Source organism: Streptomyces sp. NPDC016845 (genome assembly GCF_044332585.1).
Classification (GTDB): Bacteria; Actinomycetota; Actinomycetes; order Streptomycetales; family Streptomycetaceae; genus Streptomyces.
This window is the reverse complement of record NZ_JBIRPI010000023.1, coordinates 110,439-136,478: the sequence shown is the minus strand read 5'-3', so window position 1 is coordinate 136,478 and position 26,040 is coordinate 110,439. Positions and strand designations below refer to the sequence as shown.

The following is a 26,040-nucleotide window of genomic DNA, read 5'->3' as shown; positions in this document are numbered from 1 at the left end:
CGGTTTATTGTGGCACAGGGCGCGGCCTTCCGCGAGGCCTTCGCGCACCCGTCCGCCGCTCCGTCCATGGTCAAAAATTGCGGGAGCGGAAGCGGAATGCGACCCGTTGCTTTATCAAGATCGCCTAATGATGATCCAGTGCATTTCAATCCATGAAGGACTTGAAAAGAAAACCGGTAGGTCCGTATCTTATGTATCCGCACGGTCTTTCGGCCAACTGTTCAGCGGCGAAATGGAGACAAAAGTGTCCGTTCTGGCGTTCTCAGAGGTGGATCGAACCACTCAGGTATCGGTCGGCGCCGCCCCCGGTGCTCCGGACCTCGCCACCATGCCACGTCTGACCACGACAGTTCCGCGCGAGTACGTGCATCGCTCGAGCCTGGCGGAGGTGTTCCTGAGCGGCTGCGAGAAGCTGGACGACAGCCGCTTCGGGCTCGTCGGCCAGTGGCCTCGGGCACACACCTTCTTCACCAGCAACGACGGGGGCCGGCACGACTCCATGCAGGCGGTGGAGACCATTCGCCAGGTCGGGCTCTACCTCGCGCACGCGGAGTTCGGCGTCCCGCTCGGTCACCAGTTCCTGATGTGGGACATGACGGTCACGGCGTACCCGGAGTACCTGGTCATCGGTCCGGCACCCAGCGAGCTGAACCTCACCGCGGCCTGCACCGACATGAAATGGAAAGGAAGACGCCTGGCGGAGTTCACCATGCATGTGACGGTGGAGCGGGACGGAAAGCTCTGCGCCGCCGGCGGCGGCCGCTTCACCTGCATCGCACCCGCGACGTACCAGCGGTTGCGCAGCGCGTCGACCCGGGTCCGGCGCGCCCACCGGCTGTGCGCCGTGAGTCCTGACGCACCGTCGACACTGGGGCGGGCCGCCCCCTTCGACGTGGTGCTCGCCCCTGCCGACCGGCCCGGTCACTGGCTGGTCGATCCCGACCCGAGCCATCCGATCCTCTTCGATCACGACGCGGACCACATACCCGGCATGGTGCTGATGGAGGCCGCACGGCAGGCCGCCTGCGCCCTCACGCAACCGCGCCTGTTCACGCCTTCGCAGTTGCGGACCGAATTCCTGCGGTACGCCGAGTTCGACGCTCCGTGCTGGATCGAGGCATCGCTCGAGCCCGCCGAACCGGGCTTCGCAAATGTCCAAGTGGTGGGGCGGCAGAACGGCGAGGATGTCTTCGCCGCACAGATTTCCGGCACACTCGACGACACACGCGACGACACACTCGTCTGACGCCGGAAATACGTGGGAGAGTCTCCCATGGGGAAGCCAAGCGGAGGAACGCTTGGCAATTCCTTGAGGGCCAGGAATTCATGGCATTCGGCAGAACTTGAGCCTGCCTTTATCCATCCCCTGCAGCCTCTTTGCCCGTTCATTGCCTTGCGGGACGAGAGAACAAACCGTCCGTGTGGTAGGGAAAGGCGGTCACGGAGCCGGTCCGCAGAGGGCTGGGAACTCCCCGTGCTCGACCGGCTCCGTCCCGATCCAGGTCTGCCGGTGGTGCGAAGTCGGACCCGACACCGCTCTTCGTCCGGTGCCGGGCCGCGGGTCACGCGACCGTGCAGGCGGTGCCGTTGAGCGTGAAGGCCGTCGGAGCGGGGTTGCCGGCGGAGCTCGTGCCGATGAAACCGACCGTGGCCGTGCCACCGGCGGGGATCGTCGCCGTGTACGGGGCCGCGGCGACCTTCACCTGCGCGCCGGTCTGGGCCGGGGTGCCGCCCCACATGTTGCTGATGGTCTGGCCCGACGAGAAGGCGAAGCCCAGGGTCCAGCCGTTGACGGCGGTGGTGCCGGTGTTCCGGAGGGTGATGTCGCCCTGGAAGCCGCCGGGCCATGTGCCCACGACGCGGTAGGCGACGGAGCAGGCCGCTCCCGGGGTGCCGGTGTCCTTCTCGGTGGTGACGGTGACCGTGGCCGAGCGGGGTGAGCGGTTGCCCGCCGCGTCCTTCGCGTACACGGCGAAGGTGTAGGCCGTGGCGGGGGTGAGGGAGTCGAGGGTGGCCTTCGTCGTCGTCGTGGCGGCCACCGCGGTCTCCGTGGTGCCGGTGACGCGGACGACGTCGTAGCCGGTCACACCCTTGTTGTCCGTGGCCGCGGGCCAGGTCAGCGTCGCCGACGTGGGGGAGACGGCGGACGCGACCGGGGTGCCGGGCGCCGTGGGGGCCTGGGTGTCCGGGGTGCCGCCGCCGAACACCGTGGCCTCGCGGGCGGTCTGGGCGATGCCGTTCGCGCCGTGGAAGATCCGCTCGCCCCAGGAGCTGAGCCGCGCCGGGTCGAAGCCGATCGCCAGGTCGAGCACGGGGTCGGTGTTGCCGCTCCAGGACCAGGCCAGGTAGCCGAGGTCGAGCTGTTCGGCCGTCGCCATCATGGTGTCCTCGTCGGGGTCGCCCCACTGGTCGGCCGGGCCGCCGAACTCACCGATGACGAGCGGGAGACGGGCGCTCACGAAGGCGTTGAGGTAGTCGGTGATCTCCTGCGCGGTGTCGTACACGCTGTACATGTGGATCGAGAAGATCAAGTTGCCGGTCGTGTCCGCGGCGTAGACCTGCTGGGCGTCGGCCTTCATGACCTGCTGCCAGTCCTGGCCCCAGTTGGGCGCGTCCACCATGATCGTGTGCGCGAATCCGGCCGCGCGCAGTTTCTGGATCGCGGCGGTCGTCGGGGCGGTCCAGCCCGCCGGGTCGGTGTTGCCCCAGGGCTCGTTGCCGATGTTGACGACGACGTAGTCCTCCTGGCCGGCCAGGACGTCCTTGAGGCTGATCCAGTAGTCGGCGGCGTGGTCGAGCGTGCCCGCGGCGGCGTCCTCGCCGTAGCCGGTGGTGTCGTGCACCTCCAGGACGCAGATCAGGCGGTTGGCCTTGCAGTCGGCGACGACGGCGGCCACGTCCTCGGGGCTGTTGCGGCTCCACCGGTAGCCGTCGGAGAGGACGACGCGCACGGTGTTGGCGCCGAGCGCCTTGATGTCGGCCAGGGACCGGGTCTCGCCCGGGTACCAGGTGTGGGCGTGGTTGACGCCGCGCATCACGAAGTCGTTGCCGTTGCCCTCGACGAGGCGGCCGTCGCTGATGTGCAGGCCGGTGGCGGCGGCTTCGGAGGGGGAAGCGGCGCGGGCGGAGGGGGCCGTCAGGGCGAACAGGCCGAGGAGGGTGGCAAGGGCCGCGATGATCGCCGCGGTCGGGCTCGTTGAGGTCGCACTTCTTCTACGCACTGCGGCTCCGGAGGGTGAGGGTGTGGAAGGTGTGGCGCGACGTGCGTGTGACGCATGGGAGCGCTCCCATATAGCCAGGCTCGACAGGGGCACGTCAAGAGGAACCACCCCGCGGCGCGGGCCGGCGGACGCAGGAGGGGCATGCCGATCGTCACCGGCCGCCAGGTGGCGGTCAGCGCCCCCGGGTATACGTGGATGCGCCCGCCTGCGTGACTTCCCTGGCGAGAGCTCCCGGACTCGCACCTGCGCGGACGTGCCGGGTATCAGGAGTCGATCAGCAGGAGCGCCGACGACAGCGCCGGTACGGGCAGGCGGTGAACGCTCATGCATGCCGTGCCGGACCCTGCTCCGTCCGGCGCACCCGGGTCGCGGAGGGGGCGGGCCCGGCCGTGAACTGGGCCCATGAGTGACAGCCAGGAACAGGTGTACCGCCCCGGCGAGATCGTTCCCGCTTCGGGGATCTACGAGTGCGACTGCACGCAGCATCACGGCTTCAGCACCGACGTGCGCGGGCATCGCTTCCCGCCTCCGCCGCCGGGATGCTCCGGCCACGCATGGAGACTCGTGGACGCCGCGCACCCCGACTCCTGAGTGAGCGGCCCGCCCCCTCGGCTACGCCGAACGCGTCATCCCGGGGTCTGGGGCGGTGGTTCAGGGGCAATCACTGGGATATGCACGAGAAGCGGCGGCTGCGGACGAGCCACCCCGACAGGCCGGGCATCACCCGGATCCGTTCGGGGCGCGGATTCCGCTACAAGGACGCCTCGGGCCGCCCCCTCACCGACCCGGCGGAGAAGGAGCGCCTGCGAGGGCTCGTCATCCCCCCGGCCTGGCGGGACGTCTGGATCTGTCCCTGGCCCAACGGCCATCTGCAGGCCATCGGCACCGACGCCGCGGGCCGGCGCCAGTACCTGTACCACCCGCGCTTCCGCGAGCAGCAGGAGCTGGCCAAGCACGACCACGTGCTCGAGGTCGCCCGTGCGCTGCCCGACGTGCGCGCGCAGGTGTCGGAGGATCTCGCCCGGCGCGGTCTGTGCCGCGAGCGCGTCCTGGCTTGCGCCGTCCGCCTGCTGGACCTGGGGTTCTTCCGCATCGGCAACGAGTCCTACCGGCGGGACAACGGCACGTACGGACTGACCACCCTGCTGAAGGAGCACGCCACCTGCCGCTCGGGCGAGGTCTGCCTCACGTATCCGGCGAAGTACTCCAAGACGCAGAGCCGCGCGCTCGTCGACCCGCCCGCCTGCAAGGTGCTGCGCTCCCTGATGCGGCGGCCCGGTGACAGCGAGCGCCTCTTCGCGTACCGGCGGGGCGGGTCCTGGCACGAGCTCGACGCCGCCGAGCTCAACGCCTATCTGCGCGAGAGCGCGGGCAGGGACATCTCCGCGAAGGATTTCCGCACCTGGCACGCCACCGTCCTCGCGGCGGTCGCCCTCGCCGTGTCCGAGCGGATGGCGAAGGAGTCCCGTACCGCGCGCAAGGGCGCGGTCGTGCGGGCCGTGCGCGAGGTCAGCGAGTACCTGGGCAACACACCGGCGGTGTGCCGGGCCTCGTACATCAACCCTCGGGTCATCGAACTCTTCGAACAGGGACGTACGATCGCCGACGCCCTGGAGCGGCTGGGCGACGGCGCCGCGTTCGGCCGTCCGGCGACGCAGGGGGCGATCGAGGAGGCGGTGCTGCGGCTGCTGACGTGAGAGCCCGAGCGCAGCCGCGGCGCCGGCGCCCCGCCGAGGGCCGGGGTCGGATCAGATCAGCCCCTGTGCCTGCATCGCCTCGGCCACCCGCTCGAACCCGGCGATGTTGGCGCCGCTGACGTAGTCACCCGGCGTGCCGTAGCGCTCGGCGGTCTCCCAGCACACGTCGTGGATGTTGCGCATGACGTCGGCCAGTTCGTTCTCCACGCGCTCGCGCGACCAGGTCTCCCGGCCGCTGTTCTGCCGCATCTCCAGCGCGCTGACGGCGACGCCGCCCGCGTTGGCCGCCTTGCCGGGCCCGTACGCGACCCCCGCCTTGCGCAGGATGTGGACCGCCTCCGGGGTGACGGGCATGTTGGCGCCCTCGGACACGGCCCGCACTCCACCCCGTACGAGCGTCTCGGCGTCGGCGGCGTTCAGTTCGTTCTGGGTCGCGGACGGAAGGGCCACGTCGGCCGGGACCTCCCACACGGAGCCGCCGGGCACGTAGGTCGCCGAGGCGCCGCGGCGCTCCGCGTAGTCGCTGACGCGGCCGCGCTCGACCTCCTTGATCTGCTTGAGCAGTTCGAGGTCGATGCCCTTCTCGTCGACGACGTAGCCGCGCGAGTCGGAGACGGTGAGGGCGACGGCGCCGAGCTGGTGCAGCTTCTCGACGGTGTAGATCGCCACGTTGCCCGAGCCGGAGACCAGCGCCTGACGCCCGGCCAGGTCCTCGCCGCGGCGGCGGAGCATCTCGGCGAGGAAGAGGACGTTGCCGTAGCCGGTGGCCTCCGTGCGGCCGGCCGAGCCGCCCCAGCCGAGCCCCTTGCCGGTCAGGACACCGGTCTCCCAGCGGTTGGTGATCCGGCGGTACTGGCCGAACAGGTAGCCGATCTCGCGGCCGCCGACACCGATGTCACCGGCGGGCACGTCGGTGTTCTCACCGATGTGGCGGGACAGCTCGGTCATGAACGACTGGCAGAACCGCATGACCTCGGTGTCCGACCTCCCGTGCGGGTCGAAGTCGCTGCCGCCCTTGCCGCCGCCGATGCCGAGGCCGGTCAGCGCGTTCTTGAATATCTGCTCGAAGCCCAGGAACTTCACGACGCCCAGGTTGACCGAGGGGTGGAAGCGCAGACCGCCCTTGTACGGGCCGAGCGCGCTGTTGAACTCCACCCGGTAGCCGCGGTTGACGTGGGTGCGGCCCGCGTCGTCCTGCCACGGCACCCGGAACACGAGCTGCCGCTCGGGCTCGCAGAGCCGCTCGACCAGCGCGGCCTCCGCCAGCTCGGGGCGGGCCGCGAGCACCGGCGCCAGAGTCTCCAGGACCTCGTGCGCCGCCTGGTGGAACTCGGGCTGGGCGGGGTTGCGGCGAACGAGTTCGTCGTGGATGGCGGCGAGTGCGTCCCGCGCCTGCCTGGTGTCCTGGGTGGCGGTGGCGGCTGTGCTCATGAAGCAGTCCCTTCCGGGCCGGCGGCTCGTGCGTGCACCCGTCGGCGGAGACCGGGTGTGCCTCGGATTGTGGCAAAGCAGTGATCTCCTGATGCGCGTGGGTCAAACGAGCCCCGCTCCAGAAGTGCCTCGCCACCCCCTATGTCCGGAAACCGCCCACCAGACATAGGCCCTGTAACAGTCACCTCAGCTCTGAGCGTCGGTCCGGATGCTGGAGGAACCGGAGCCGCTCGGCGCCGCCCTCCGACGGGAAGTCTGTGCCGCGGGCCCTACTCGTCGCCGGCGTTGTCGTCGTCGTCGCGCAGGCTGAGCGCCAGGTCGTTGTTGACCGTGAAGAACGGCTTCGTACGGGTGCGGCCCCGCTCCGGGTGCGTGAGGTGGACGGCAGGCACGGTGTCGGCCTTCTTGCGGTCGACGATGTCGCCGCCGATACGGCCGATGGGCACGGGCCCGTCGGTGGCGCCGCCGGGGTGCAGGCGCAGGTCCCACAGGTCGTGCTCGTCCACGCGCAGGGCGAGGGCCTCCGCGTAGGGCAGGGTGAAGGTGAAAGAGGTACCGCCTTGGTCAGCCGCCCGGCGGGTGACGGGGACCGTGAGGTCGTGGGTCGTGTCGTGGCGGGAGACGGCGACGACGCGGGCCGCGTCGGTCAGCGCGACCGTCGCACCCCCGGTGAGCAGGCGTGCCGTCACGGTCGCCGCGTCGTCGTCCTGGACGAGCGCGGTGATCTCGGCGTGCGCGGGGCGCTGCCAGGCGCGCAGGGCGAGGAAGCCGTCGGTGGTGGCGTAGGGCAGCCAGGAGACGACGTGGCCGTGGGCGGTCAGCGGGGGGCGGCCGACGCGGCGGGCCTGTTCGGCGAGGGTGACGACGAGGCGTATTCGCTTGTCCTTCGTGCCGCGCCGCACGACGTAGCAGTCCCAGCGGCCCTCGGCGAGCTGGTGCTCGGCCGGGTCGGCGGTCACCTGGAACGCGCGGCCGTTGGCGGTGGCGACCTCCTGTACCGGGAGGCGCAGCTCGCGGCCCTTGCTGTCGCGGCGCAGGCGCGCGAGGAAGTCGAGTTGGCCCTCGGGCAGGGTCGCCGGGTCGAAGGTGACGGTCACGGCGCCGTCGGCGGTGGCGCGGGCGTGCGCGGTGGGCCGCGGCGGCTCGGGCTCGGCCGGTTCGGCGGGGGCGGCCGTGCGCGACGCGGCCGAGGCGGCGGGCAGCGCGTTGCGCAGGCGCTTCCAGAGGGAGCCCTTGGCGGGGCGCCGGGCGGCGGACAGCTCCTCGAAGAGGGTCTCGTAGCGGCGCGCGATCGCGTCGGGGGCGAACGTGGCCGCGCGTCGGCGGGCCCCCTCCCCCAGCCCGGAGCGCAGAGTCGCGTCGCCCATCAGGCGGTCCAGGGCGGTGGCGTAGCCGTCGACACCGGAGTCCAGCGGGACGAGGACGCTGTTCACGTCGTGGTCGATGATCTCGGCGGGGCCGTGCGGGCAGTCGGTGGCGACGACCGGGACGCCGCAGTGCATGGCCTCCACGATGGTCATGCCGAACGACTCCATGTCCGAGGAGACGGCGGCGATGGCGCCCTTGGCCCACTCGGTCTCGATGGGCGAGGCCGGGCCCATCAGCAGCACCCGCTGGTAGAGGCCGAGTTCGTTGATCCGGGCGCGCAGGGCGGGCTTGTCGGGGCCGCGGCCGTAGATGCGCAGGGACCACTCGGGGTGGGCGTCCGCGACCTTGGCGAAGGCGTCGATGAGCCGGTCGTAGCGCTTGACGGAGACGAGCCGGCCCGCGGCCACGATGACGTTCGAGGTGCGGTCGGACGGTTCGACCTCGGGCACCGGGACGCTGTTGGGAACACACAGGATGCGCGCGCCGACGTCGGGGAGCGCGGCGCGGTACTGCGCGGCGTCTGCCTCGGAGACGGTCACGAAGGCGTCGAGACCGGCGACGGCCCGGTTCTGGTGGCCGCGCAGCGTCGGGTTGTGGGCGTCGAGGCTGAGGTGTTCCTGGCCGACCCGCAGATAGCGGGGCTGCCCGTCGCGGGCGAGGTACCCGTTGAGGTCGGGGCGGGTGGCGATGACGACATCGGCGTCGGTGTCGCGCAGCCAGGCCCCGATCCGCTCGTCCTGGAGCGCGGAGTAGGGCAGGCGGGCGGAGTTCGCGGCGGCGCCGGTGTCGGGGAACATCGTGCACGGCTGCTCCCGCAGGGGGTGGCCGCCCTCGTAGGTGGGGGCGTCCTCGCGCATGTCGATCAGCGAGGAGAGGGCGACGCGCTCGTCGAGCGGGATCGCCGGTTCGTCCTTCACCCGGTGGACGCTGACGACCTCCACCTCGTGACGGGTGGCGAAGGCGCGGGAGAGGTTCGCGGTGGCGCGGATGGTGCCGCCGATGCCGTACGCGTTGTTGATGAGAAACGCGATCTTCACTTTTGTTTTCCCTCTGCGCGTCAGCCGCTTTACATGCCATACACATGTGCCGGGTCATTCAAATCCACAGTTCGTTCACATGTCCAACGCGACATAACGGACTATCACTTGCTTTCACCGCTGAAACCGACGATCTGCGGCAGCGGGCATCCTCCCCCGCCGGCTCCGGAAGAATGAGCCGCAGGCGTCTACTTGAGGAGTGGTGGTGCGGTGACGCACGGTCTCGCGGAGTCGATCGAATCGATGGAACAGCTCGCCGTGGTCTGGCGGGCCATGGTGCTCGACCGGGATCCGGACGCGGACGTGCGCGACCTGCCGGGCATCGCCGTCCGGTGGGCGGACTGCCGGTTCCCGTTCTGGAACTGCCTCACGCTGACCGAGTCGGGCGTGGACCCCGCGCTGATGCGGCAGCGCCTCGACGAGGCGGCGGAGATCATGCGCGGGAAGAAGCGGCCCGGTTTCCTGTGGGTCTTCGACGACCTCCTCCGGGACGACGCCCGCGCGGCACTCGACGACGCGGCGCAGCGGGCGGGGCTCGCGTACGCCTTCCCGGGCACGGGCATGGCGGGCGACTTCCTGCCGGTCCCCGAGCCGTCACACCCCGATCTGACGTTCGTACGTGTGTCGACCGACGCACACCTGCTGGCCTACGCCGACCTCAACTCACGCGCCTACGGGTTCGAGCCGGAGGACGGACGTGACGGTCTCGCCGGGTCCGCGCTGTGGCGGGAAGGTGTGCACGCGTATCTCGGGCTGCGCGAGGGGACGCCGGTGACGTGCGCGGCCTCGGTCGAGGCGGAGGGGCGTCTGTTCGTCGCGCTCGTCGCCACCGATCCGGCCTTCGAGCGGCGCGGGTACGGCGAGGCGGTCACCCGCAAGGCGCTCCACGAAGGGGCGCGCGCCACCGGACTGACCCGCGCGACGCTGCACGCCACGGCCGCGGGCGCGCCGGTGTACCCGCGCATCGGGTTCGTACCGAACTCCCCGATGCGGTTCTACGCGCTGGCCGACGCCTGAGGCGGGACAGTCCGGGTGTCGCAGTCGGGTGTGCGGTCGCCGACCGAGGTGTGCCGGTGACGCTTCGCGTCCGGCCCGCGTCTTATCACCGCCCTGACCAGTGACACAGTGGCGCGACGTGGACCTTTTCCGACCGAGTACGTATGAACACATGTACGACTGTGTGTGAGACATACCCACTCCGACGGCGCCCCCGCGTGAGTACGATGCCCTGCATCCACACCATTACGAGGGAGTGACCGGTTGTGACCAGCCAATCAGCCGACACGCTCCGGTCGCGGTATGTAGCGCAAGCCGCGTCGGATCTGGACGAGAACCGTCGCCGACAGCAGGAACTGGCCGAGAAGCTCCGGATGCTGCAGCAGGAGGAGGCGCTCCTCGTCGACATCATCGGCCTCGCCGAGCGGTCCCCGCTGCCGGGACAGGCGCTGCCCGGACCGGCGCTGCCGGAACAGGCTCAGGGCGAGCCGGCCGGCGTCGACGCCAAGTCGGCCGCCGGGCGCGGTGAGGTGCGCCAGCCGCTGCTCGGCACCCTGCTCATGGGCCTGCTCGCGGCCCATGAAGAGCCGCGCCTGGCCAAGGAGTTGCGCGACGAGCTGTTGCGCGAGCACCCGGACCGGACGCCCACCCCGCAGGTCGTGCGCAACACCCTGGAGTCGCTGGTCGCCAAGGGGCGGATCCGGCGCCACAAGCAGCAGCGGTCGGTGATGTACACCCTCACGGAGAAGACCGACTGACGCAGCCGTCAGTCCGCGATCCGCAGCCCGCAGCGCGGTTCGCAGCCCGCAGCCCGCAGCGCGGTTCGCACACATACACGCACACATGCATGTGCGTCAGCCTGCGCGTCAACATGACCGCCGACGTACGCGTCAACCAACACGTCAACACACGCACATCCACACACCCCACCATCGGGCTCAGGGCTCAGCCCTGTGCGCTGCGCTGACGGGCCGGTAACCGGCGGCTTCGACCCTCCACTCAGGGAAGGGCATGGCTCGCGTAACCATCCTGAGCGGTGAGTGGCCGGAAAGCAGGTCTCACCTTGACTTAGAACGAGTCCAACATAGGATGGCTTCCATACGAGACATGCAGCATGCCGAACGAGGAGCGAGCCTTGCCCGAGAACAACCAGAAGCCCCTGACCTCAGCCGCCGGCGCCCCGGTCGCCGACAACCAGAACTCGCTGACCGCCGGTGCGCGGGGACCGATGCTGCTGCAGGACGTGTGGTTCCTGGAGAAGCTCGCCCACTTCGACCGTGAGGTGATCCCCGAGCGCCGGATGCACGCGAAGGGCTCGGGCGCGTTCGGCACGTTCACGGTGACGCACGACATCACCCGCTACACCAGCGCGAAGATATTCTCCGAGGTCGGCAAGAAGACCGACATGTTCGCCCGGTTCTCCACCGTCGCCGGTGAGCGCGGCGCGGCCGACGCCGAGCGCGACATCCGCGGCTTCGCCCTGAAGTTCTACACCGACGAGGGCAACTGGGACCTGGTGGGCAACAACACCCCGGTCTTCTTCTTCCGTGACCCGCTGAAGTTCCCCGACCTGAACCACGCGGTCAAGCGCGACCCGCGCACCAACCTGCGCAGCCCCGAGAACAACTGGGACTTCTGGACCAACCTGCCCGAGGCCCTGCACCAGGTCACCATCGTCATGTCGGAGCGCGGCATCCCGGCCTCGTACCGGCACATGCACGGTTTCGGCTCGCACACCTACAGCCTGGTCAACGCCGAGGGCGAGCGGTTCTGGGTGAAGTTCCACCACCGCACCCAGCAGGGCATCAAGAACCTGACCGACGCCGAGGCGGAGGCCCTGGTCGGCCAGGACCGCGAGTCGCACCAGCGCGACCTCTTCGACGCGATCGAGGACGGCGACTTCCCGAAGTGGAAGCTGTTCATCCAGGTCATGCCGGAGGCGGACGCGGACAACTACCGCTTCCACCCCTTCGACCTCACCAAGGTGTGGTCGAAGAAGGACTACCCGCTGATCGAGGTCGGCGAGTGGGAGCTGAACCGCAACCCCGACAACTACTTCGCCGACGTGGAGCAGGCCGCGTTCACCCCGGCCAACGTGGTTCCGGGCATCGGCTACTCCCCCGACAAGATGCTCCAGGGCCGCCTCTTCTCCTACGGTGACGCGCAGCGCTACCGGCTCGGCGTCAACCACCACCAGATCCCGGTCAACGCCCCGAAGAACCCGGTGAACTCCTACCACCGCGACGGCGCCATGCGCGTCGACGGCAACCAGGGCGCCACCCCCGGCATCGAGCCGAACTCCTACGGCCGCTGGCAGGAGCAGCCCGCCTACCGCGAGCCGAGCCAGGCCGTCGGCTCCGTCGCGGACCGCTTCAACTTCCGCGAGGACGACGCCAACTACTTCGAGCAGCCCGGCAACCTGTTCCGGCTGATGAGCCCGGAGCAGCAGCAGGTGCTCTTCGAGAACACCGCCCGCGCGATCAACGGCGCCTCCGAGCGGACGATCGAGCGGCACATCCACAACTGCACGCAGGCCGATCCGGCCTACGGCGAGGGTGTGCGCAAGGCGATCGAGGCGCTGGCCGCCGGCAACCTCTGACCGCGACGGCACACACGGCACACACATTGCTCGCGACGCCCCGCACACCTGTCATGGGTGTGCGGGGCGTCGCCCGTCCCGCACATCTCACACTTCACGCCTCACACCCGGAGCTCCGGAGACACACCGCATGAACCAGCTCACCCCCGACCAGACCGAGCGCGTCGTCGCCATCGCCATGGACCTCGCCCGCGCCGGTGACACCGCCCAGCTGACGGAGTTCGTGGAGCACGGGCTGCCCGTGAACGTCACCGACGCGCAGTCCAACACGCTCCTGATGCTCGCCGCCTACCACGGCCACGCCGACACCGTACGGGCCCTGCTCCGGCTCGGCGCCGACCCCGACCTGCCCAACGACCGCGGCCAGGTCGCCCTGGCCGGTGCCCTGTTCAAGGGCGAGGACGCGGTGGTCGCCGTCCTGGTCGAGGCCGGTGCGGACCTGGACTCGGGCACCCCGACCGCCCGCGAGGCGGCAACCATGTTCGGCCGCGCGCACCTGCTGTAGAGCAGGCATCGCGACGTGAGCGGTTTCGGCCGCGTGTGAATTCTGTCCGACGATCGCACCACTGAGTGATCGAATCCCGGGTACACGGGCGCGCATGACAGTAGACACCGATACCCCCGCACGTTCCTCGGCGGCGCGCGCGGAGCAGGGTCTGCGCCGTATGCGCGTCTTCTACGCGGCGGGGACCGCCTTGTGGGCGGCGTCCGCCGCGTGGACCGCGTGGACGCATCCGGGCAGCCGGCAGATGTGGGTGGCCCTGCTCCTGCTGACCGTCTTCGTCGGCCTGCTCGGGGTCACGTCCCGGTTCCTCACCGCCTCCGCACCGGCCCGGCGCTCCCCCAGGGCCCCGTACGGGCGTCTCGTCGGCGCGACGGTGCGACGGGCCGCGGTGGACGCGACGTCCTGGCGGTGACCCCGGCCGCCGCGAGCACGGCGGCCCCGAGGGTGCCCTCGCGTTCCTGCGGGCGTGATCAGGCGGGCGTGATCAGGCGGGACTCGACCGTGGCTCGGGACCGTCCTTGAGCGTGCCGCGCTCGCACACCTGGCGCGCCACCTCGCGCAGCTTGACGTTGTGGTCCTGCGAGTGGCGGCGCAGCACGTCGAACGCCTCCGTCTCGTCGAGCCGGTACTGGGCCATCAGGATGCCCATGGCCTCACCGATGGTGTGCCGCGTCTCCATCGCCTGTTCGAGCGAGGCGTGCTCGCGGGCGCTGGAGAAGGCCGTCGCCGCGTGCCCGGCGAGCAGCCAGCCCGCGGTCTCGCTGCCCTCGGTGAACGCGCCGGGCTTCCTGGAGTACAGGTTGAGCGCGCCCAGGTCGTCCTTGTCGTCCGTGTAGAGCAGGAAGCCCATCATGCTGCCGATGCCGAGCGCGTGGGCGCGGGGCGCGTAATGGCGCCAGCGCACCGTCTCGGTGCTCACGTCGTGGATGCGGAACACGGGATGGCCGGTGCGGGCGGCGTCGAAACAGGGGCCCTCGCCCAGCTCCTCCTGGAGCTTGTCGCTGTCGTCGACGAGCTTCTCCGTGGCCACCAGGGTCCGCGCCCGGCCCTTGCGCAGATCCAGTACACCGGCCGCGTCACAGCCCTCGACGCGCTCGACCGCCGCACGCGCGATCTTGTCCAGGGTGGTCTCCACGGAGTCGTCGGCGCGGAAGCCGCGGGCCATGGACGCCATGTGTACGGCAAAATCGCGCCAGTCCATCGGGCTTCTCCAGTCGCGTCGCGGGTGCTGCCGTGCAGGGTGCCAGATTCGCACGGACGACGGCCGCGGTGACCGAGCCACGAGCCCCGGTGGTCAGGAAGCCGCCGCGTCCTCCCGCCGGCCGCCGGGACGGCGGTCGTGCTCGGCCCGCGCCGTCTCCAGGAGCATCCGCCACGAGGTGACGGTCGGGCGCCGCCTCAGCAGGGCGCGGCGCTCGCGCTCGGTCATGCCGCCCCAGACGCCGTGCTCGATGCGCTGGTCGAGCGCGTGCGACAGGCACTCCGTACGGACCTCGCAGGCGCCGCAGATCCGCTTGGCGCCGGTCTGCGCGGCCCCCTCGACGAACAGCTCCTCGGGGTCCGCCGTACGGCACGCCGCCCGTTCCCACCAGGTGTCCAGGCTGTCAGTCACTTCCCGCCCCTCGATCATCTCTGGTCTCTCATTGCAGTTGGCGGGTGACAGTACGCCACCCACCCGAGGTCAAGCACCCCATCACCAGGGGTTGAACGGGGAGTTACGGGTGGGGGGCGGCCGCCTCCAGCTCGGCGACGGAGCCCGCCATGATGGTCCGTACGTGCTCGGCGGGGCCAGTCCCACCAGGCGACGGCGAGCAGCCGGGCGACGGTCTCCGCGTCGAACCGGGTGCGCAGGAGGCGGGCCGGGTTGCCTCCGACGATGCCGTAGTCCGGAACGTCGGAGGTGACGACGGCGCCGGAGGCGATGATCGCGCCATGGCCGATACGGACGCCGGGCATGACCATGACGCCGTGCCCGAACCAGACATCGTTGCCGACGACGGTGTCACCGCGGCCGGGCAGCCTGGTGATCAGGTCGAAGTGGTCGGCCCAGGAGCCGCCCATGGTCGGGAAGGGGAACGTGGACGGCCCGTCCATCCGGTGGTTCGCGCCGTTCATGATGAACTTCGTCCCCGTGCCGAGCGCGCAGAACGCGCCGATGATGAGCGTCTCGGGCCCGTAGTGGTACAGCGCGTTGCGGGTCTCGAACGCGGTCGCCTCGTCCGGGTCGTCGTAGTACGAGTACGCACCGACCCCGATGAGCGGGGACTTCACCAGCGGCTTGAGCAGCACGACGCGCGGCTGCCCCGGCATAGGGTGCAGGACGATGGGGTCGGCGGGGACCGGGGGCATGGCGGGAACCTTCTTCGTGTTCGACCTTGGACCAGGTGCCCCAGTCCGCCGCCTCCATACCCGCCCCGGCCTCGCCGCCCAGCCTCAACTGGCCGAATCTGCACTGGTCATGACGGTGCGACGCCCCCGCCGGGGCCGCCCCGTCACCCCGCGTGTACGCGCAGCGTCATGAGGAGGTCGGAGGCTTCCGATGTCTGCCGGTCCCGGGGCCGAGCTTCGGTGATGCCTTACGGGTGGAGACAGTTTCGGTGTGGGGAAACAGGATGCGCCGTGCTTCCGCGAGATTCGCCGCGAAGCCGTGCGGCTCCCAAAGATGGCCGTTCCACCGCTGGATCGCCCGGGGCGCATCGGGGTTCAGATGCGATGCCCTCGGGCCGTCGCCGGTCACGAGGGGTACGGCGCGGAGCTGCCCGATCCTCGCGTCGCGACGCTCGGCCCATTGGGAGAGCGGTTCGTCGTCCATGTCCGGAGCGTAGTGGGTCAGGTGATCCGGTGCTCCCAGCGCAGGGAGGGCGCCTGGTCGATCCAGTACCGGTGGGACGCGGGCGTCACGTGGAGCCGTACGGAGTCGATCTCCGGCGCCCCGGCGTCCTGCCAGGCGACGAGGGAACGTTCCACGTCATCCCACAGGGCCACCGGGCCGCCTTGGCGGACGGTCCAGTTCTCACCATCGACGAGGAACTCGGCGAACGACTCCTTCTCCGGATCGAACAGGTACCGCAAGGGCGAGCCGTCACCGCCCGTCGCGCGGACGAACTGAGCACCGGGCGCCGTTAGCTGTGCGAGGAAGGCGGGCATCCACTCCTCCAGGGCAAGAGGAGACACCTGAGTGCTCCGTTCGCTGTCCGCATACGCGGTCCGGGCGGAGAGAACGCCGGCCACGGGGGCCACGGCCTGGGCCCGCGCCTGCATGAAGGAGGAGCGCCCGACGATCGAGCCCTCAGCGGTACCGTCATCGCCGACGGCCAGTTTCGCGAGGCCGGTTCCCCACGGCCACGAGCCGACCGTGCCGAGAACAACGCCTCCGGGTCTCGTCTGCCTGATCCACGCGTACGGGATGCGACGGACCGCGCAGGTGGCGATGGTCCGGTCGTACGGTGCTCGGTACGGGTGGCCGAGGAGCCCGTCGCCCGTCGCCGCCCATGTCGAGAAGCCGGCGGCTTCGAGAGCGGCATCGGCGCGAGCGGCCACCTGCGCGTCGACCTCGACCGTGGCGACGTTGTCCTCGCCGAGGTAGTGACACATCAGGGCTGTGGAGTAGCCGGTGCCTGTGCCGATCTCCAGGACTCGGTGGCCCGTCACGAGGTCCAGCATCTCGATCATGCCAACGACCTTGGTCGTTCCGGGAGTCCGAGTTTGTCGTCGTGGAGGTCTCGGTGCCGGAGCTGGTGCCGTGCTTGCCCATCTCGACCACCTGCCCGACGCGGTCGCGGAACACCCCAAGCTGCGTCGTGGGGTCGATGGCGACCGTGGTGTGGGGGCGGGGGATGACCGTCGGGTAGGGCGCGAGTCGGCCCGCACCCCACGGCGGCGTGGGGAAGGGGAGTGCGACAGAGGTGGTCATGAGACTCCTTGGGTCGAAGGGTGTGGTGCGGGAATCCGTCTGCGCCAGGGGGCGCGGACGGCAATCTGCGGGCCGCGGCTCACGGGCGAGCGGCCTGGATGCGGGTGGTGCTCGTAGCCGTCGGAACCGACCGGGTTCACCCCTCCGGCTCCCGCCGAGCCTCGACGCGGCGTATGAACCTCTCCCAACCGCCGGCCGCCCGTACCCGCAGAGCCCGGCTCGGCACACCTGGCCGAAGCTCCGGCGGCGTGTACGTACGGCCACTGGCGCCAGGGTTCCTGCGGGGCAGTCCGGAGGTTGTCACGAGGGTCGCTCCTCTCCGTGGGGGGCCGCCCGGAGGAACCTCCACCCCCCTACGAACGGTGTGTGACCAGTGAACGACGATCCGCTACCTTTCCCCAGAGCGGACCTCGCGCAATACCCGGGCGTTTTTCAGGCGTTGGCGCGTGGCGGGTACAAGTCGTGAAAGGGTTCTTGTGAGGGGAGACCTATGACGTCGAGGCGTAAGCACTTTGCGGAACGGCGCGCGGCCCGGGGTTACTCTCAGGAGGAATTCGCAGAAGCGCTCTCGGTGGCCGCGTCCACCGTGGTCCGTTGGGAAACCGGTCGTGCCACCCCGCGTCCCCATCAACGGCCGCATATCGCAGGGCTGTTGGGAGTGACCCTCCCCGAGCTGAAAGCCCTTCTCTCCGACGAACAGCCGGCCGAGACAGCCTGGCTCTCCGCCGCTCCTCTCCTCCTCCATGGTGATGATGACGACATGAAGCGCCGCGAAGTCCTGGGTCTGCTCGCCATTACGGGTGCGCTGGTCGCTCTTCCCGATCCCGGTGATGCCGCCCGGGGGCGCGCAGCATCGACTCTCTTGGAGACGGGGGACGCCTTGCATCGCAGCCTCTGGCAGGTCTACGCGCTATCGGACGCCAAGCAGGTCGTCTTTCCTGCGGTGCGCGCACAGCTCGATGTGATGGCGAAGAGGCTGACCGATACCCGTACTGCTGTGGATCGGTCCCGATTGTGTCGGATGACGGCCGACCTCTACCAGCTCGTCGGCGAGCTGTTCTTCGACGCCAACCGGTACACCGACGCCGCGCAGTGCTACACACTGGCCGCCAACGCGGCCTACGCCGGTGGCGACCACGACTTGTGGGCCTGTGCCATGACCCGCCATGCGTACGTCGAGTTGTACGCGCGCCGTGCGCACGCTGCCCAACCCCTGCTCGCGGCAGCGTCCCGCATCGCCCGGAGGGGCGATGGCGCTCTCTCCACCCGTCACTGGGTCGCGGCCGTCCAGGCACAGGCGTACGCGGCCGTGGGCGATTTCGACGCGTGCAACCGGGCTCTCGACGAAGCCGAGGAAGTGCACGCCCTCGACGGCGCTCATTCCCACAACGGCGGCTGGCTCCGCTTCGACGGCTCCCGCCTGGCGGAGGAGAGAGGGGCCTGCTACCTCCAGCTGGGCCGCCCCGATCTCGCCGAGGAAGCGCTCATCACAGCCCTTGCTCAGCCTCTGTCCCTGCGTCGCCGCGCTGCTGTTCTGAGCGACCTCGCCGTGCTCGGAGCGCACAGGCGGGACGTCGACCAGGTCGTGCACTACGCGGAGCAAGCACTCGGACTGGCCGACCGGTCGAATTCGGGATTCATCGGCAAGAAGCTGGACGGGCTTCGGGGGCGTCTTGCCCCGCTTGTGTCCGATGACCGAGTCTCGATTCTTGATCACCGAATCGCGGCGCTTCCGCGCACCGCATGATGAGAGGGACACGTGCATGAGTGACGGCCGGATCTTCCGCGAGGCATGGATCGATGGCGTGAACAAGCACTATCCCGGCGAGCCCAAGCCTGGCTACGTCACGCCGTGGGACGAGACGCCCGAGTGGGAGCGCGAAGCCGCCACCGCCGTGTACGGGCAGGTGCGCGACTTCGTCGATGTCAGCGGCGGGCATGCGGCCCGGCTCACCCGCGAGCAGAAGGGCCGGTTCGTCGCGATCTGCTGGACCGCCCAGATGTTCAGGCACTTCAAAGACCCGAAGCCCGGATATGTTGCCGACTGGTCCGACCTGCCGGTCTGGCAGCGGGAGACGGACGCGGACATTTTCGAACGCATCGAGGGGACCGTCTGATCTCAGGAGCGACAACGTCCCCGTCCGGGCCGATCCGGACGGGGACGTCTTGTTGCGTAGCCATCGCAGTAGCCACGGAAGCATCATCCATGCACGTTTGTGCAGGTCATAACGTTGTGCCGACAGTCATGTCATGCCCTGGTGTGCCGCCTTCATGCGCGAGGCAGCCTCTGCGACCGGTACCGCGGTACGCACAGCTCTACCCAGACCGTCTTGCCGAGTGCGGCCGGGCGAGAAGTGACACCCCAGTCATCCGCGAGGGCGGTGATGAGGAGCAGGCCGCGGCCCGACTCGGACGTGGAGTCGGGGGTTGAGGGAGTTGCCGGGAAGTGTTTCTCCGCGCGGGTGTCGGTCACCTCGATACGGAAGGCGTTCCCGGCCGGCGTGAGTCGTAGATGGAAGTCCCTGCCCGGGATGTGGCCGTGGAGTACCGCGTTCGCGGTCAGTTCAGCGGTGATGAGTGCGAGGGCTTCGTTGGACGGGGTTGCGTAGGGGTGGCCCCATTCATCGAGACGGTGTGCGACGAGACGTCGGGCCAGACGGGCACCACGCGGCGTCGAGGTGAAGCGCATCGCGAACTCGCTTTCGGCTTCGGGTTGCTGCGGCATATGCCCGTTCATGGGAGTTGCTGACTTCAAAATGCGGCCGCTTGGTGGTGAGGCTGTCTGGCGCGGGCAGCTGGAACAACTTCTGCTCATCGAGGAGAAGCGGAACGTGGAGATTCAGGTGATGCCGCTCTCCCGTCAGGAGCATGCGGGATTGGCCGGCCCGTTCACCTTGATGGAGATGAAGGACGGGCGCAGGATCGCCTATGCGGAGGTGCAGGGCGACAGTCGTGTCCACACAGGCCGCCAGAGGGCCCGGGAGCTTGAACGAACGTACGGTTCTCTGCGCGCACAAGCCCACACTCCGGCAGAATCACGTCAGTTGATCGAGACGCTGTTGGGAGAGAGATGAGCGGGGAAACGCCTGGGCTCGGCCTGGACAGACTTGCCTGGCGCAAAAGCAGTTACAGCGCCGGTGACGGCGGGGAGTGTGTCGAGGTTGCTGCCCGCCCCGGCCGGGTTCACGTCCGGGACTCGAAGGACACAACCCGCGCCGCAGTAACCGTAGAACCCACGGCGTGGTCCGCCTTCGTCGCGTTCGCGGCCTTCTGAGGCCGCAGCAGGCCCCTCAGCCTGACCGACACCGGATCACGCACCCTGATCCATCACTTCGTCCGAACTACCTGAGAGGCACCGATGAAGGAGCTCAGCATCTGGCAGAAGTCGTCCTACTGCGGCGAAGGCGAAGCCTGCCTGCACGTCGCCACCACCGCCGCCCACATTCACGTGACCGAATCCGCCGATCCCAGCGGAGCGATACTCACCGCCACCCCCGCCGCGTTCTTCGCACTCCTCTCTGTCATGAAGGGAAACGCCCCCACAGCGACTGACGACCTCCAGGTCAAGTACGGAATCATCCGGGCGGAAGCTGCGACTTCTCGTGGATCATTGGCGTACGTGGAGAAGTTGCTGGGAGAGCCATGAACGCGCAGGCACATCAGCCACGCATAGACCAGTCGGTATGGCGCAAGAGCAGCTACAGCAGTGAAGAAGGCGGCAAATGCGTCGAGGTCGCCGCTCACCTCAGCCGGGTTCACGTCCGGGACTCGAAGGACACAACCCGCGCCGCAGTAACCGTAGAACCCACGGCGTGGTCCGCCTTCGTCGAGTTCGCGGCCTTCTGAGGCGTACGAGGGCCCTCGACAGATGCGCGTTGCCGAGGGCCTGCGCGGGGTCGTATTACCCCAGTGTGAGGTGCTGGGCGGCACGACCGTCTATGACGGCGCGCAAGGCGCCCCGCTTCCGCTTCTCGCCACATCGGGCGGGGGAAGCGGCTCGACCTCCCGCTCGAAGAATGCGCGGAAATCCTCACCGCGCGCATAGAGCGCATCGAAACCTGAGTTGACTTCCTGGATCAGGTCCCGGTCGGTGTAGCGGTTGGCTCCATCCGGGTTTCCGTCATCGTCATAGACAACTTCGTACACCACCGCATTGCCGAGAACCACCGCTTCTGGAACCGGACGCCTCCGCTCGATGTTTGTAATACTACGGGCGTCCAGAATCTTGATGTCGTCGCCCACATCCACCCGCACGCGCAAAACGAACAACTCCCACTGCACGTACGGCGTAACCGGGAATTCCACCACGCGGAGGCGGCGATGCCGAACTCCCAACTGCCCGGCCCGACGCAATTCCTCCGCATACTCCTCGCGGCTTTCGTCGGCCAGGGACAGAGCCCTGCTCCAGTCACCCGTGGCGAAAGCCTCCCAGCTGGCGAAGCCGCGCTCCGCGAAGTGCTGTCCGCGTTCGAGCTTGTTCAGGAAGCTGATGCCGCTGGTGTAGAACCGGCCGAGATCCGCGTGGTACGTGCGGCGATCCATGCGTTGCGGGGCACCGGTGGGGAAGGAGTCAAACACTGGGGATGTCCGGCTTCGCCGCGACGAGCATGTTCCTGGGGATGACCACGAGGCGTTCGTCCGAGCCGATGGAGACCCCGTCGGGCAGGTTCTTCGCCAGTGATTCCGTGAGGTCGCGGCCGATGACGGCGATGTCCCCGTTGGTGAGTTCCCAGATGTCGGGGCAGTCGGGAGTCCCAGTCGTGTTACCCAGTTCTTGAGGTGATTTACCCAAACGCCTTTTGAAATTCGCGTCCGGATCTGCTTCCCATGGCCTGGCCATCTTCGCTTCCCCCCTCAGCTGGTCGGATGGCTTCACTGAGCTTCACTGTAGCGCGCAACGGTTCCGGCTGACCACGCGTCAGGCCTGGCCCGCAAGGGTAATGGCGAGGATTGACTCCTCCTTGTCTCGTGCTGCTCAGAGGTGGAATGATGTTGCGGGAAAGAAAATCATGCATACATCTGGCAGGTACGTTTTTCCTACTGTGTTGTCGGCATATCGGGTGAATGGAGGGGTGGGTGTGGACCCGGAAGTGACCTCGCTCGCACAGAGCGCGGGAACCACCTTGGTCACATTGATGGCAGCAGATGCCTGGCAGCGCACGCGTGACGGGTTCACGCAGCTCTGGCGTCGGATGCAACCCGAACGAGCCGAGACCGTGGCCGCCGAACTGGAGGCGGGCCGCGAGGACGTGCTGGCAGCCGTAGCGGCGCACGACCAGGAGACGTTGGACGAACTGCGCCTGCAATGGCAGGGGTTCGCACGGCGTCTGATCGTCGCCCGGCCCGACGCCGCCCCCGAGCTGCGCCGGCTGCTGGACGAACTCGATCCCGACGGTTCGGCGACCGCTCGCCAGGTCACGCAGCATGCCACCGCTTCGGGCCAGGCCCGGGTCTACCAAGCGGGACGAGACCAGCACATCGCAGAGCGATGACGGGTGGGATGGACGGGCGCGCCGAGGACCGTGGACGGGTTTTCCAGACCTCCGGCGACCAGCACATCAACGAGCACCACTACTACGGTGGTGACGGACCTGAGCCCAGCGGCCCGGACTCGGTGCGCCGACCGGCCGTAGGGCGGCCTCCCGTCGTACTGCGCGACCGCAGCGAGGTGATGGAGCGCCTGCGGGCGAGCGTCACGGCAGGGCGTGGCGGTGAGGTCTACGTGCTGTACGGGATGGGTGGCGCGGGCAAGACGGCGGTCGCCTGCGCACTCTTTCAAGAGGTCGCTCAGGAAGCCGCCGGTGAACAGGGCCGGGTGGCCCTGTGGGTCAACGTCGCCGACCGTGCGAGCCTGCGCGGCGGCATGCTGGCCGTGGCCGCCGACCGCGGAGCGGGCGACGGTGAACTGCTGGCCGCCCGCAATGGACTCCGTCCCGCCGCCGATCTCGTCTGGCACTGTCTCGACCGCTCCAGCGAACCCTGGCTGCTGGTCCTGGACAACGCGGACGAGCCGGAGATCCTGCGGGACGGCAGCTGGCTGCGCACCAGTCCGCGCGGCATCGTCGTAGTGACCACCCGTCGGGCGGCTGCCCGCTGGTGGCCAGGGGCGGAACTCCAGCACATCGGCGTACTGCCACGGGAGGACGCCGCGCTCGTACTGCGCGACCTCGCTCCGCACAGTGGCACGACGGAGCAGGCGGCCCGCATCGCGGACCGGCTCGGGCGGCTGCCGCTCGCCCTCACCCTGGCCGGAGGCTTCCTCTCCCACCAAGTGCTCGACCCGTGGACGATGGACGCTTACGGACACCATCTCGACGAAGACGAACGGGTTCAGTTGATCGACCGCGGGGCCGACGCGCTGTCCGAGGCGGATCCGCGGCACCTGGTCGGCCTGACCTGGCAGCTGACCCTGGACACGTTCGAGGCGCGGGGGCTGCCCGAAGCGGCGGCCCTGCTCAGATTGCTTGCCCGGTTCGCCGCGGAACCGCTGCCGCTGGCCCTGCTCAATCACGAGGACATCGGCGAGGTACTTCCCCGGGCCCGTACCGAGACGGCTGTGCGGGCTCTGCTCGACCAGTCGCTGTCCGAACTGGTCGAGGTCGTCGGCGCGCGCTGTGTGCAGAGCCATGGCGTCCTGCTCGACAGCGTCTCCGCGGCGACACCCGTCGAGCTGAGGCCCACGCTCGACGCAGTGGCCGTCCGCCTGCTCGACGCCGCCGTGCCCGCCGTCCCCGACGCCGGGCCGCACGAGCCGCGACTGCGTCTGCTGGTCCCGCACGCGCTGGCCCTGCTGCGGCGCATCGGCATGTCGCCGGTCGCTGCCGATGCCCTCGCCGTGGCGACACGGCTGTCGGTCGCTCTGCACCGCACCGGTGACTACCTCTCCGCCTGGGAAACGTCCAGGACCGCCGCCGATCTCGGGCAGCGGTTGCTCGGCGCAGACGACCGTACCGTTCTGGCCGCCCGTTCCAGAGCCGGACGGGCGCTGTTCCGACTGGGCCGGTTCGCGGAGGCCGAGGCGTTGCTGCGCGGTGTCCGTACCACTCAGGAGGGTCTGTTCGGGGCCGACGACCCGGACACCCTGGACACGTCCTACGGCCTTCAGCTCGTGCTGGCGAATCTCGGGAGACGAGAGGAGTCGGTCGCGCTGCTCAACGCCACCATCGCCGGCCGGCTCTCGGCGCTGGGCCTCTCGCATCCGCTGACCCTGCGCGCCCGTGCCAGCCTGCTGGAGATGCTGCCCGCGAGCGAGGTGGCCACCGTGGAGGACGGTGCGCTGCTCTCCTTGCCCGCGCAGTGTGACCGGCTCCTCGGGCCCGATCACACGGTCACCCTGGGCGCCCGGCACAACCACGCGTGGGCGCTGTTCCTCCTGGGCCGGTTCGCGGAGGCCGACAGCGGGATTCGGCTGGTCGCCGACGCGTATGAGCGGCGCTTCGGGCCGGAGTACCCGATCGTGCTCGCGGCCCGGCAGTTGTTCTCCCGGACCAGGGCTGCGCTCGGTCATACGGAGGAGGCCATCGATCTGATGACCGACGTCGTAGCCAGGCGAGAACACGGTTTGGGCCCCGAGCACCCCTTCACCGTCGCGGGCCGACAGCTCCTGGACACGTACCGCTCCGGACGATGACGCGCCGACATGTGCCGCAGGGACGCAGTCGCCATCAACGCCCTGGACGGTGCCGTCCTCGGGGCCCGGACCTCCATGGGGGATGAACTGGGTGCAGTCGGCCCGCTGCTCCGGGGTGAGGAGCAGGACCGGCGCGTCCCTAGTCCTCCGCCTCCACTGACACCCCCGCCTCCCCCACCAGCACCAACTGGCTGACCGTGTACCGGTCGTACGTGTGCAGCGACACCCGGTACAGGCCCGGTGCGTCGACCGTGAGCGGGGCCGCCGGGCGGCCGTCCCGCATCTCGGCCGGGAGGGGGCGCTCCGTGCCCGTCTCCGTGTCGGTCAGGGTGAAGGTCAGACCCTGCATCGTGTCGACGTCCGGGGCCGTCGCCTCCCAGGGCACGCCCGCCTCGGCCAGGTCCGGGACGGACAGGGCCGCGCCGGGGCCGCCGTTGCCGGGAAGGGGCGGGCCCTGGGGGACGTCCTCCAGGAGGATGTCGGCGACCGTGTCGAGGACGCTGTCGGCGCGGGCGAGGTCGCCGTGCTGGACGGGGAGCAGGGAGACGTGCCGGGAAAGGGACGCGGCGTCGCGGTAGACCGTGCCGTCGCCGTGCGCGGAGAAGTGCAGGACGTTTCCGGCGGCGTCGCGGATGAGGGTGCCGTCGGTGTGCTGGCGGGCACCCGCCTCGTACGCCGTGACCTGGCCGGAGCTCAGTGACAGGCTCTGGTAGGTGGGCTGACGGGTGCCTACGACCGCGCGGTGGTCCGGCAGGGGAACTGATTGCTGGCTCGCGTGGAAGGTGAGGGAGTCGCGGGCCAGGTCCGGGTGGCCGCCCAGCGCGGTGATGTCGGACGCGTCGAGGCGGCGTACGTCGTCGGGCGTGCGCAGGCAGCGGTAGAGCGGCAGCAGGTCGTGCAGGCCCGGCATGGTCGCGCACAGCTCGCGGAGGCGGGCGTGGGGCAGCGGGACCGGGGCGCCGCGCCCGCTGTTGAGGATGACGGTCGCCTTGACCGAGCCGTAGAAGGGCGTGCCCAGGGTGACGACCGTGCGGGTGTCCGCGGCCAGGTCGTCGAAGTGGCTGCCGTCCAGGGCGCTGCGCGTGACCAGGCCGCCCATGGAGTGCGCGAGGAAGACGAGGCGGGCGGGGCGCTGGTCGGCGCGGTGGCGCAGGGCAGCCAGGTGCGCGGGGTGCGTGCGCCACGCGGTGAGGTGTTCGCGGGCCCGCGCGGCGAGCAGCTTGCCGTTCACGGCGACGGGCAGCCGCCAGTCGTACGGGAAGCTCATGATCGCGGCGGGGTCGGCCACGTACTCCCGTACGGTGTCGACGAGGTCGGTGTAGGGCTCCTGGCCGCGCAGGTACGGGGTCCACGTGCCGTGGCGCAGGAGCTGGGTCGCCTGGACGCGGCCCGTCCTGCCGGTGAGTTCGTCCTCGGTGAGGTGGAGGCCGGCCAGGCCGTCGCGCCGGGTCCACGCCCGAAGGAGCCAGCGCGCCCCCGACAGGCCCCACAGGACCTCGCCGGTCTCGGCGGAGCGCAGCTCGCTGCCCATGATCCCGGGAACGATGACGACCGCGTCCTGCGTCACATGATGAGGTAACTCTGCCTGTGCCGAGGCGGGTCGGGCCTCGCCGACCTGTCGCTGGAAGCTCATGGACGGGAAC

25 protein-coding genes and 4 pseudogenes are annotated in these 26,040 nt (G+C 69.6%); 16 read left to right on the top strand and 13 right to left on the bottom strand.

What is annotated here, in order from left to right; translation table 11 throughout:
- Nucleotides 1–127 precede the first annotated feature (127 nt).
- Entirely contained in the window at nucleotides 128–1,246 is a 1,119-nt protein-coding gene (locus tag ACH4RC_RS35395) for a ScbA/BarX family gamma-butyrolactone biosynthesis protein (RefSeq protein ID WP_398208149.1), read from the top strand.
- A gap of 316 nt (nucleotides 1,247–1,562) precedes the next feature.
- On the opposite strand, the gene ACH4RC_RS35390 is transcribed toward ACH4RC_RS35395, so the two are convergent.
- The gene (locus ACH4RC_RS35390; protein WP_398208147.1) at nucleotides 1,563–3,221 is read right to left on the bottom strand and encodes a cellulase family glycosylhydrolase; all 1,659 of its coding nucleotides are present in this window, start codon (nucleotides 3,219–3,221) and stop codon (nucleotides 1,563–1,565) included.
- A 402-nt stretch (nucleotides 3,222–3,623) separates the two neighbouring features.
- Here ACH4RC_RS35390 and ACH4RC_RS35385 point away from each other — a divergent pair, with 402 nt between their 5' ends.
- Both ACH4RC_RS35385 and ACH4RC_RS35380 read left to right on the top strand, forming a co-directional pair.
- The gene (locus ACH4RC_RS35385) at nucleotides 3,624–3,812 is read left to right on the top strand and encodes a hypothetical protein (RefSeq protein WP_398208146.1); all 189 of its coding nucleotides are present in this window, start codon (nucleotides 3,624–3,626) and stop codon (nucleotides 3,810–3,812) included.
- An 80-nt stretch (nucleotides 3,813–3,892) separates the two neighbouring features.
- Nucleotides 3,893–4,918 carry a DNA topoisomerase IB gene (locus ACH4RC_RS35380; protein WP_398208144.1) on the top strand — a complete coding sequence of 342 codons (1,026 nt, stop codon included), beginning with the start codon at nucleotides 3,893–3,895 and terminating at the stop codon, nucleotides 4,916–4,918.
- Nucleotides 4,919–4,969: 51 nt separating this feature from the next.
- Here the strand turns inward: ACH4RC_RS35380 and gdhA are convergent, their stop codons facing one another.
- Entirely contained in the window at nucleotides 4,970–6,349 is a 1,380-nt protein-coding gene (gdhA, locus tag ACH4RC_RS35375) for an NADP-specific glutamate dehydrogenase (RefSeq protein ID WP_398208142.1), read from the bottom strand.
- Between the two features lie 269 nt (nucleotides 6,350–6,618).
- Nucleotides 6,619–8,754, bottom strand: a complete 2,136-nt coding sequence (locus ACH4RC_RS35370; RefSeq protein ID WP_398208140.1) for a glycosyltransferase family 4 protein — start codon at nucleotides 8,752–8,754, stop codon at nucleotides 6,619–6,621.
- A gap of 243 nt (nucleotides 8,755–8,997) precedes the next feature.
- Between ACH4RC_RS35370 and ACH4RC_RS35365 the strand changes: the two genes are divergently transcribed.
- The 5 genes from ACH4RC_RS35365 (at nucleotide 8,998) to ACH4RC_RS35345 (ending at nucleotide 13,266) form a co-directional block, all read left to right on the top strand.
- Nucleotides 8,998–9,771 (top strand): GNAT family N-acetyltransferase, encoded by a 774-nt coding sequence (locus ACH4RC_RS35365; RefSeq protein ID WP_398208173.1) that lies wholly within the window; start codon nucleotides 8,998–9,000, stop codon nucleotides 9,769–9,771.
- 245 nt (nucleotides 9,772–10,016) lie between these two features.
- A complete protein-coding gene (locus tag ACH4RC_RS35360) occupies nucleotides 10,017–10,508 on the top strand; it encodes a hypothetical protein (RefSeq protein WP_398208138.1) in 492 nt (163 codons plus the stop codon).
- A gap of 356 nt (nucleotides 10,509–10,864) precedes the next feature.
- Nucleotides 10,865–12,349, top strand: a complete 1,485-nt coding sequence (locus ACH4RC_RS35355; protein ID WP_398208136.1) for a catalase — start codon at nucleotides 10,865–10,867, stop codon at nucleotides 12,347–12,349.
- A 130-nt stretch (nucleotides 12,350–12,479) separates the two neighbouring features.
- Nucleotides 12,480–12,854, top strand: a complete 375-nt coding sequence (locus tag ACH4RC_RS35350; RefSeq protein ID WP_398208134.1) for an ankyrin repeat domain-containing protein — start codon at nucleotides 12,480–12,482, stop codon at nucleotides 12,852–12,854.
- A 94-nt stretch (nucleotides 12,855–12,948) separates the two neighbouring features.
- A complete protein-coding gene (locus ACH4RC_RS35345) occupies nucleotides 12,949–13,266 on the top strand; it encodes a hypothetical protein (protein WP_398208132.1) in 318 nt (105 codons plus the stop codon).
- Between the two features lie 72 nt (nucleotides 13,267–13,338).
- On the opposite strand, the gene ACH4RC_RS35340 is transcribed toward ACH4RC_RS35345, so the two are convergent.
- The 6 genes and pseudogenes from ACH4RC_RS35340 to tgmA all read right to left on the bottom strand — a co-directional run.
- Entirely contained in the window at nucleotides 13,339–14,055 is a 717-nt protein-coding gene (locus ACH4RC_RS35340; protein ID WP_398208130.1) for a GAF and ANTAR domain-containing protein, read from the bottom strand.
- 93 nt (nucleotides 14,056–14,148) lie between these two features.
- Entirely contained in the window at nucleotides 14,149–14,466 is a 318-nt protein-coding gene (locus ACH4RC_RS35335) for a WhiB family transcriptional regulator (RefSeq protein WP_398208128.1), read from the bottom strand.
- A 103-nt stretch (nucleotides 14,467–14,569) separates the two neighbouring features.
- Nucleotides 14,570–15,203, bottom strand: a pseudogene (locus ACH4RC_RS35330) (CatB-related O-acetyltransferase).
- 166 nt (nucleotides 15,204–15,369) lie between these two features.
- The gene (locus ACH4RC_RS35325) at nucleotides 15,370–15,666 is read right to left on the bottom strand and encodes a DUF6087 family protein (RefSeq protein ID WP_398208126.1); all 297 of its coding nucleotides are present in this window, start codon (nucleotides 15,664–15,666) and stop codon (nucleotides 15,370–15,372) included.
- 17 nt (nucleotides 15,667–15,683) lie between these two features.
- Nucleotides 15,684–16,553, bottom strand: a pseudogene (locus tag ACH4RC_RS35320) (methyltransferase); the annotation flags it as partial.
- Nucleotides 16,513–16,767: pseudogene (gene tgmA / locus ACH4RC_RS35315) on the bottom strand (putative ATP-grasp-modified RiPP); the annotation flags it as partial. The pseudogenes ACH4RC_RS35320 and tgmA, both read right to left, overlap by 41 nt.
- A gap of 490 nt (nucleotides 16,768–17,257) precedes the next feature.
- Here tgmA and ACH4RC_RS35310 point away from each other — a divergent pair.
- Together ACH4RC_RS35310 and ACH4RC_RS35305 are read left to right on the top strand one after the other, a co-directional pair.
- Nucleotides 17,258–18,514 (top strand): helix-turn-helix domain-containing protein, encoded by a 1,257-nt coding sequence (locus ACH4RC_RS35310; protein WP_398208124.1) that lies wholly within the window; start codon nucleotides 17,258–17,260, stop codon nucleotides 18,512–18,514.
- A gap of 16 nt (nucleotides 18,515–18,530) precedes the next feature.
- On the top strand, nucleotides 18,531–18,884 hold the full coding sequence (locus ACH4RC_RS35305) for a hypothetical protein (protein WP_398208172.1): 354 nt from the start codon (nucleotides 18,531–18,533) through the stop codon (nucleotides 18,882–18,884).
- 152 nt (nucleotides 18,885–19,036) lie between these two features.
- Here ACH4RC_RS35305 and ACH4RC_RS35300 read toward each other — a convergent pair whose 3' ends face one another.
- The gene (locus ACH4RC_RS35300; RefSeq protein WP_398208122.1) at nucleotides 19,037–19,492 is read right to left on the bottom strand and encodes an ATP-binding protein; all 456 of its coding nucleotides are present in this window, start codon (nucleotides 19,490–19,492) and stop codon (nucleotides 19,037–19,039) included.
- A 31-nt stretch (nucleotides 19,493–19,523) separates the two neighbouring features.
- On the opposite strand from ACH4RC_RS35300, the pseudogene ACH4RC_RS35295 reads away from it, so the two are divergent.
- The 4 genes and pseudogenes from ACH4RC_RS35295 to ACH4RC_RS35280 all read left to right on the top strand — a co-directional run.
- Nucleotides 19,524–19,841: pseudogene (locus tag ACH4RC_RS35295) on the top strand (Scr1 family TA system antitoxin-like transcriptional regulator); the annotation flags it as partial.
- Complete coding sequence (locus tag ACH4RC_RS35290) at nucleotides 19,838–20,041, top strand: DUF397 domain-containing protein (protein WP_398208120.1); 204 nt, start codon at nucleotides 19,838–19,840, stop codon at nucleotides 20,039–20,041. The pseudogene ACH4RC_RS35295 and the gene ACH4RC_RS35290, both read left to right, overlap by 4 nt.
- 84 nt (nucleotides 20,042–20,125) lie before the next feature.
- Nucleotides 20,126–20,413: a DUF397 domain-containing protein gene (locus ACH4RC_RS35285; RefSeq protein WP_398208118.1), complete on the top strand. Its 288-nt coding sequence runs from the start codon at nucleotides 20,126–20,128 to the stop codon at nucleotides 20,411–20,413.
- Entirely contained in the window at nucleotides 20,410–20,613 is a 204-nt protein-coding gene (locus ACH4RC_RS35280; protein ID WP_398208117.1) for a DUF397 domain-containing protein, read from the top strand. The genes ACH4RC_RS35285 and ACH4RC_RS35280 overlap by 4 nt, the downstream gene beginning before the upstream one ends.
- A 90-nt stretch (nucleotides 20,614–20,703) precedes the next feature.
- Here the strand turns inward: ACH4RC_RS35280 and ACH4RC_RS35275 are convergent, their stop codons facing one another.
- Together ACH4RC_RS35275 and ACH4RC_RS35270 are read right to left on the bottom strand one after the other, a co-directional pair.
- On the bottom strand, nucleotides 20,704–21,345 hold the full coding sequence (locus tag ACH4RC_RS35275; RefSeq protein WP_398208115.1) for a DUF6879 family protein: 642 nt from the start codon (nucleotides 21,343–21,345) through the stop codon (nucleotides 20,704–20,706).
- Nucleotides 21,338–21,607, bottom strand: coding sequence for a hypothetical protein (locus ACH4RC_RS35270; protein WP_398208170.1), 270 nt, complete (start codon nucleotides 21,605–21,607; stop codon nucleotides 21,338–21,340). Before ACH4RC_RS35270 ends, ACH4RC_RS35275 begins: the two co-directional genes overlap by 8 nt.
- Before the next feature lie 238 nt (nucleotides 21,608–21,845).
- Here ACH4RC_RS35270 and ACH4RC_RS35265 point away from each other — a divergent pair, with 238 nt between their 5' ends.
- On the top strand, nucleotides 21,846–22,259 hold the full coding sequence (locus ACH4RC_RS35265) for a hypothetical protein (protein WP_398208113.1): 414 nt from the start codon (nucleotides 21,846–21,848) through the stop codon (nucleotides 22,257–22,259).
- Complete coding sequence (locus ACH4RC_RS35260; RefSeq protein WP_398208111.1) at nucleotides 22,256–24,397, top strand: tetratricopeptide repeat protein; 2,142 nt, start codon at nucleotides 22,256–22,258, stop codon at nucleotides 24,395–24,397. The genes ACH4RC_RS35265 and ACH4RC_RS35260 overlap by 4 nt, the downstream gene beginning before the upstream one ends.
- A gap of 139 nt (nucleotides 24,398–24,536) precedes the next feature.
- On the opposite strand, the gene ACH4RC_RS35255 is transcribed toward ACH4RC_RS35260, so the two are convergent.
- Nucleotides 24,537–26,030: a hypothetical protein gene (locus ACH4RC_RS35255; protein WP_398208109.1), complete on the bottom strand. Its 1,494-nt coding sequence runs from the start codon at nucleotides 26,028–26,030 to the stop codon at nucleotides 24,537–24,539.
- Nucleotides 26,031–26,040 lie beyond the last annotated feature (10 nt).

What these genes read in the sequence shown, in the direction of transcription:
- ACH4RC_RS35395 (WP_398208149.1), top strand. Translation starts at nt 128, where the DNA reads ATGATGATCCAGTGCATTTCAATCCATGAAGGACTTGAAAAGAAAACC.
- ACH4RC_RS35385 (WP_398208146.1), top strand. Translation starts at nt 3,624, where the DNA reads ATGAGTGACAGCCAGGAACAGGTGTACCGCCCCGGCGAGATCGTTCCC.
- ACH4RC_RS35380 (WP_398208144.1), top strand. Translation starts at nt 3,893, where the DNA reads ATGCACGAGAAGCGGCGGCTGCGGACGAGCCACCCCGACAGGCCGGGC.
- gdhA (WP_398208142.1), bottom strand. Translation starts at nt 6,349, where the DNA reads ATGAGCACAGCCGCCACCGCCACCCAGGACACCAGGCAGGCGCGGGAC.
- ACH4RC_RS35365 (WP_398208173.1), top strand. Translation starts at nt 8,998, where the DNA reads ATGGAACAGCTCGCCGTGGTCTGGCGGGCCATGGTGCTCGACCGGGAT.
- ACH4RC_RS35355 (WP_398208136.1), top strand. Translation starts at nt 10,865, where the DNA reads ATGCCGAACGAGGAGCGAGCCTTGCCCGAGAACAACCAGAAGCCCCTG.
- ACH4RC_RS35350 (WP_398208134.1), top strand. Translation starts at nt 12,480, where the DNA reads ATGAACCAGCTCACCCCCGACCAGACCGAGCGCGTCGTCGCCATCGCC.
- ACH4RC_RS35345 (WP_398208132.1), top strand. Translation starts at nt 12,949, where the DNA reads ATGACAGTAGACACCGATACCCCCGCACGTTCCTCGGCGGCGCGCGCG.
- ACH4RC_RS35340 (WP_398208130.1), bottom strand. Translation starts at nt 14,055, where the DNA reads ATGGACTGGCGCGATTTTGCCGTACACATGGCGTCCATGGCCCGCGGC.
- ACH4RC_RS35325 (WP_398208126.1), bottom strand. Translation starts at nt 15,666, where the DNA reads ATGGACGACGAACCGCTCTCCCAATGGGCCGAGCGTCGCGACGCGAGG.
- ACH4RC_RS35310 (WP_398208124.1), top strand. Translation starts at nt 17,258, where the DNA reads ATGACGTCGAGGCGTAAGCACTTTGCGGAACGGCGCGCGGCCCGGGGT.
- ACH4RC_RS35305 (WP_398208172.1), top strand. Translation starts at nt 18,531, where the DNA reads ATGAGTGACGGCCGGATCTTCCGCGAGGCATGGATCGATGGCGTGAAC.
- ACH4RC_RS35300 (WP_398208122.1), bottom strand. Translation starts at nt 19,492, where the DNA reads ATGCCGCAGCAACCCGAAGCCGAAAGCGAGTTCGCGATGCGCTTCACC.
- ACH4RC_RS35290 (WP_398208120.1), top strand. Translation starts at nt 19,838, where the DNA reads ATGAGCGGGGAAACGCCTGGGCTCGGCCTGGACAGACTTGCCTGGCGC.
- ACH4RC_RS35285 (WP_398208118.1), top strand. Translation starts at nt 20,126, where the DNA reads ATGAAGGAGCTCAGCATCTGGCAGAAGTCGTCCTACTGCGGCGAAGGC.
- ACH4RC_RS35280 (WP_398208117.1), top strand. Translation starts at nt 20,410, where the DNA reads ATGAACGCGCAGGCACATCAGCCACGCATAGACCAGTCGGTATGGCGC.
- ACH4RC_RS35270 (WP_398208170.1), bottom strand. Translation starts at nt 21,607, where the DNA reads ATGGCCAGGCCATGGGAAGCAGATCCGGACGCGAATTTCAAAAGGCGT.
- ACH4RC_RS35260 (WP_398208111.1), top strand. Translation starts at nt 22,256, where the DNA reads ATGACGGGTGGGATGGACGGGCGCGCCGAGGACCGTGGACGGGTTTTC.
- ACH4RC_RS35255 (WP_398208109.1), bottom strand. Translation starts at nt 26,030, where the DNA reads ATGAGCTTCCAGCGACAGGTCGGCGAGGCCCGACCCGCCTCGGCACAG.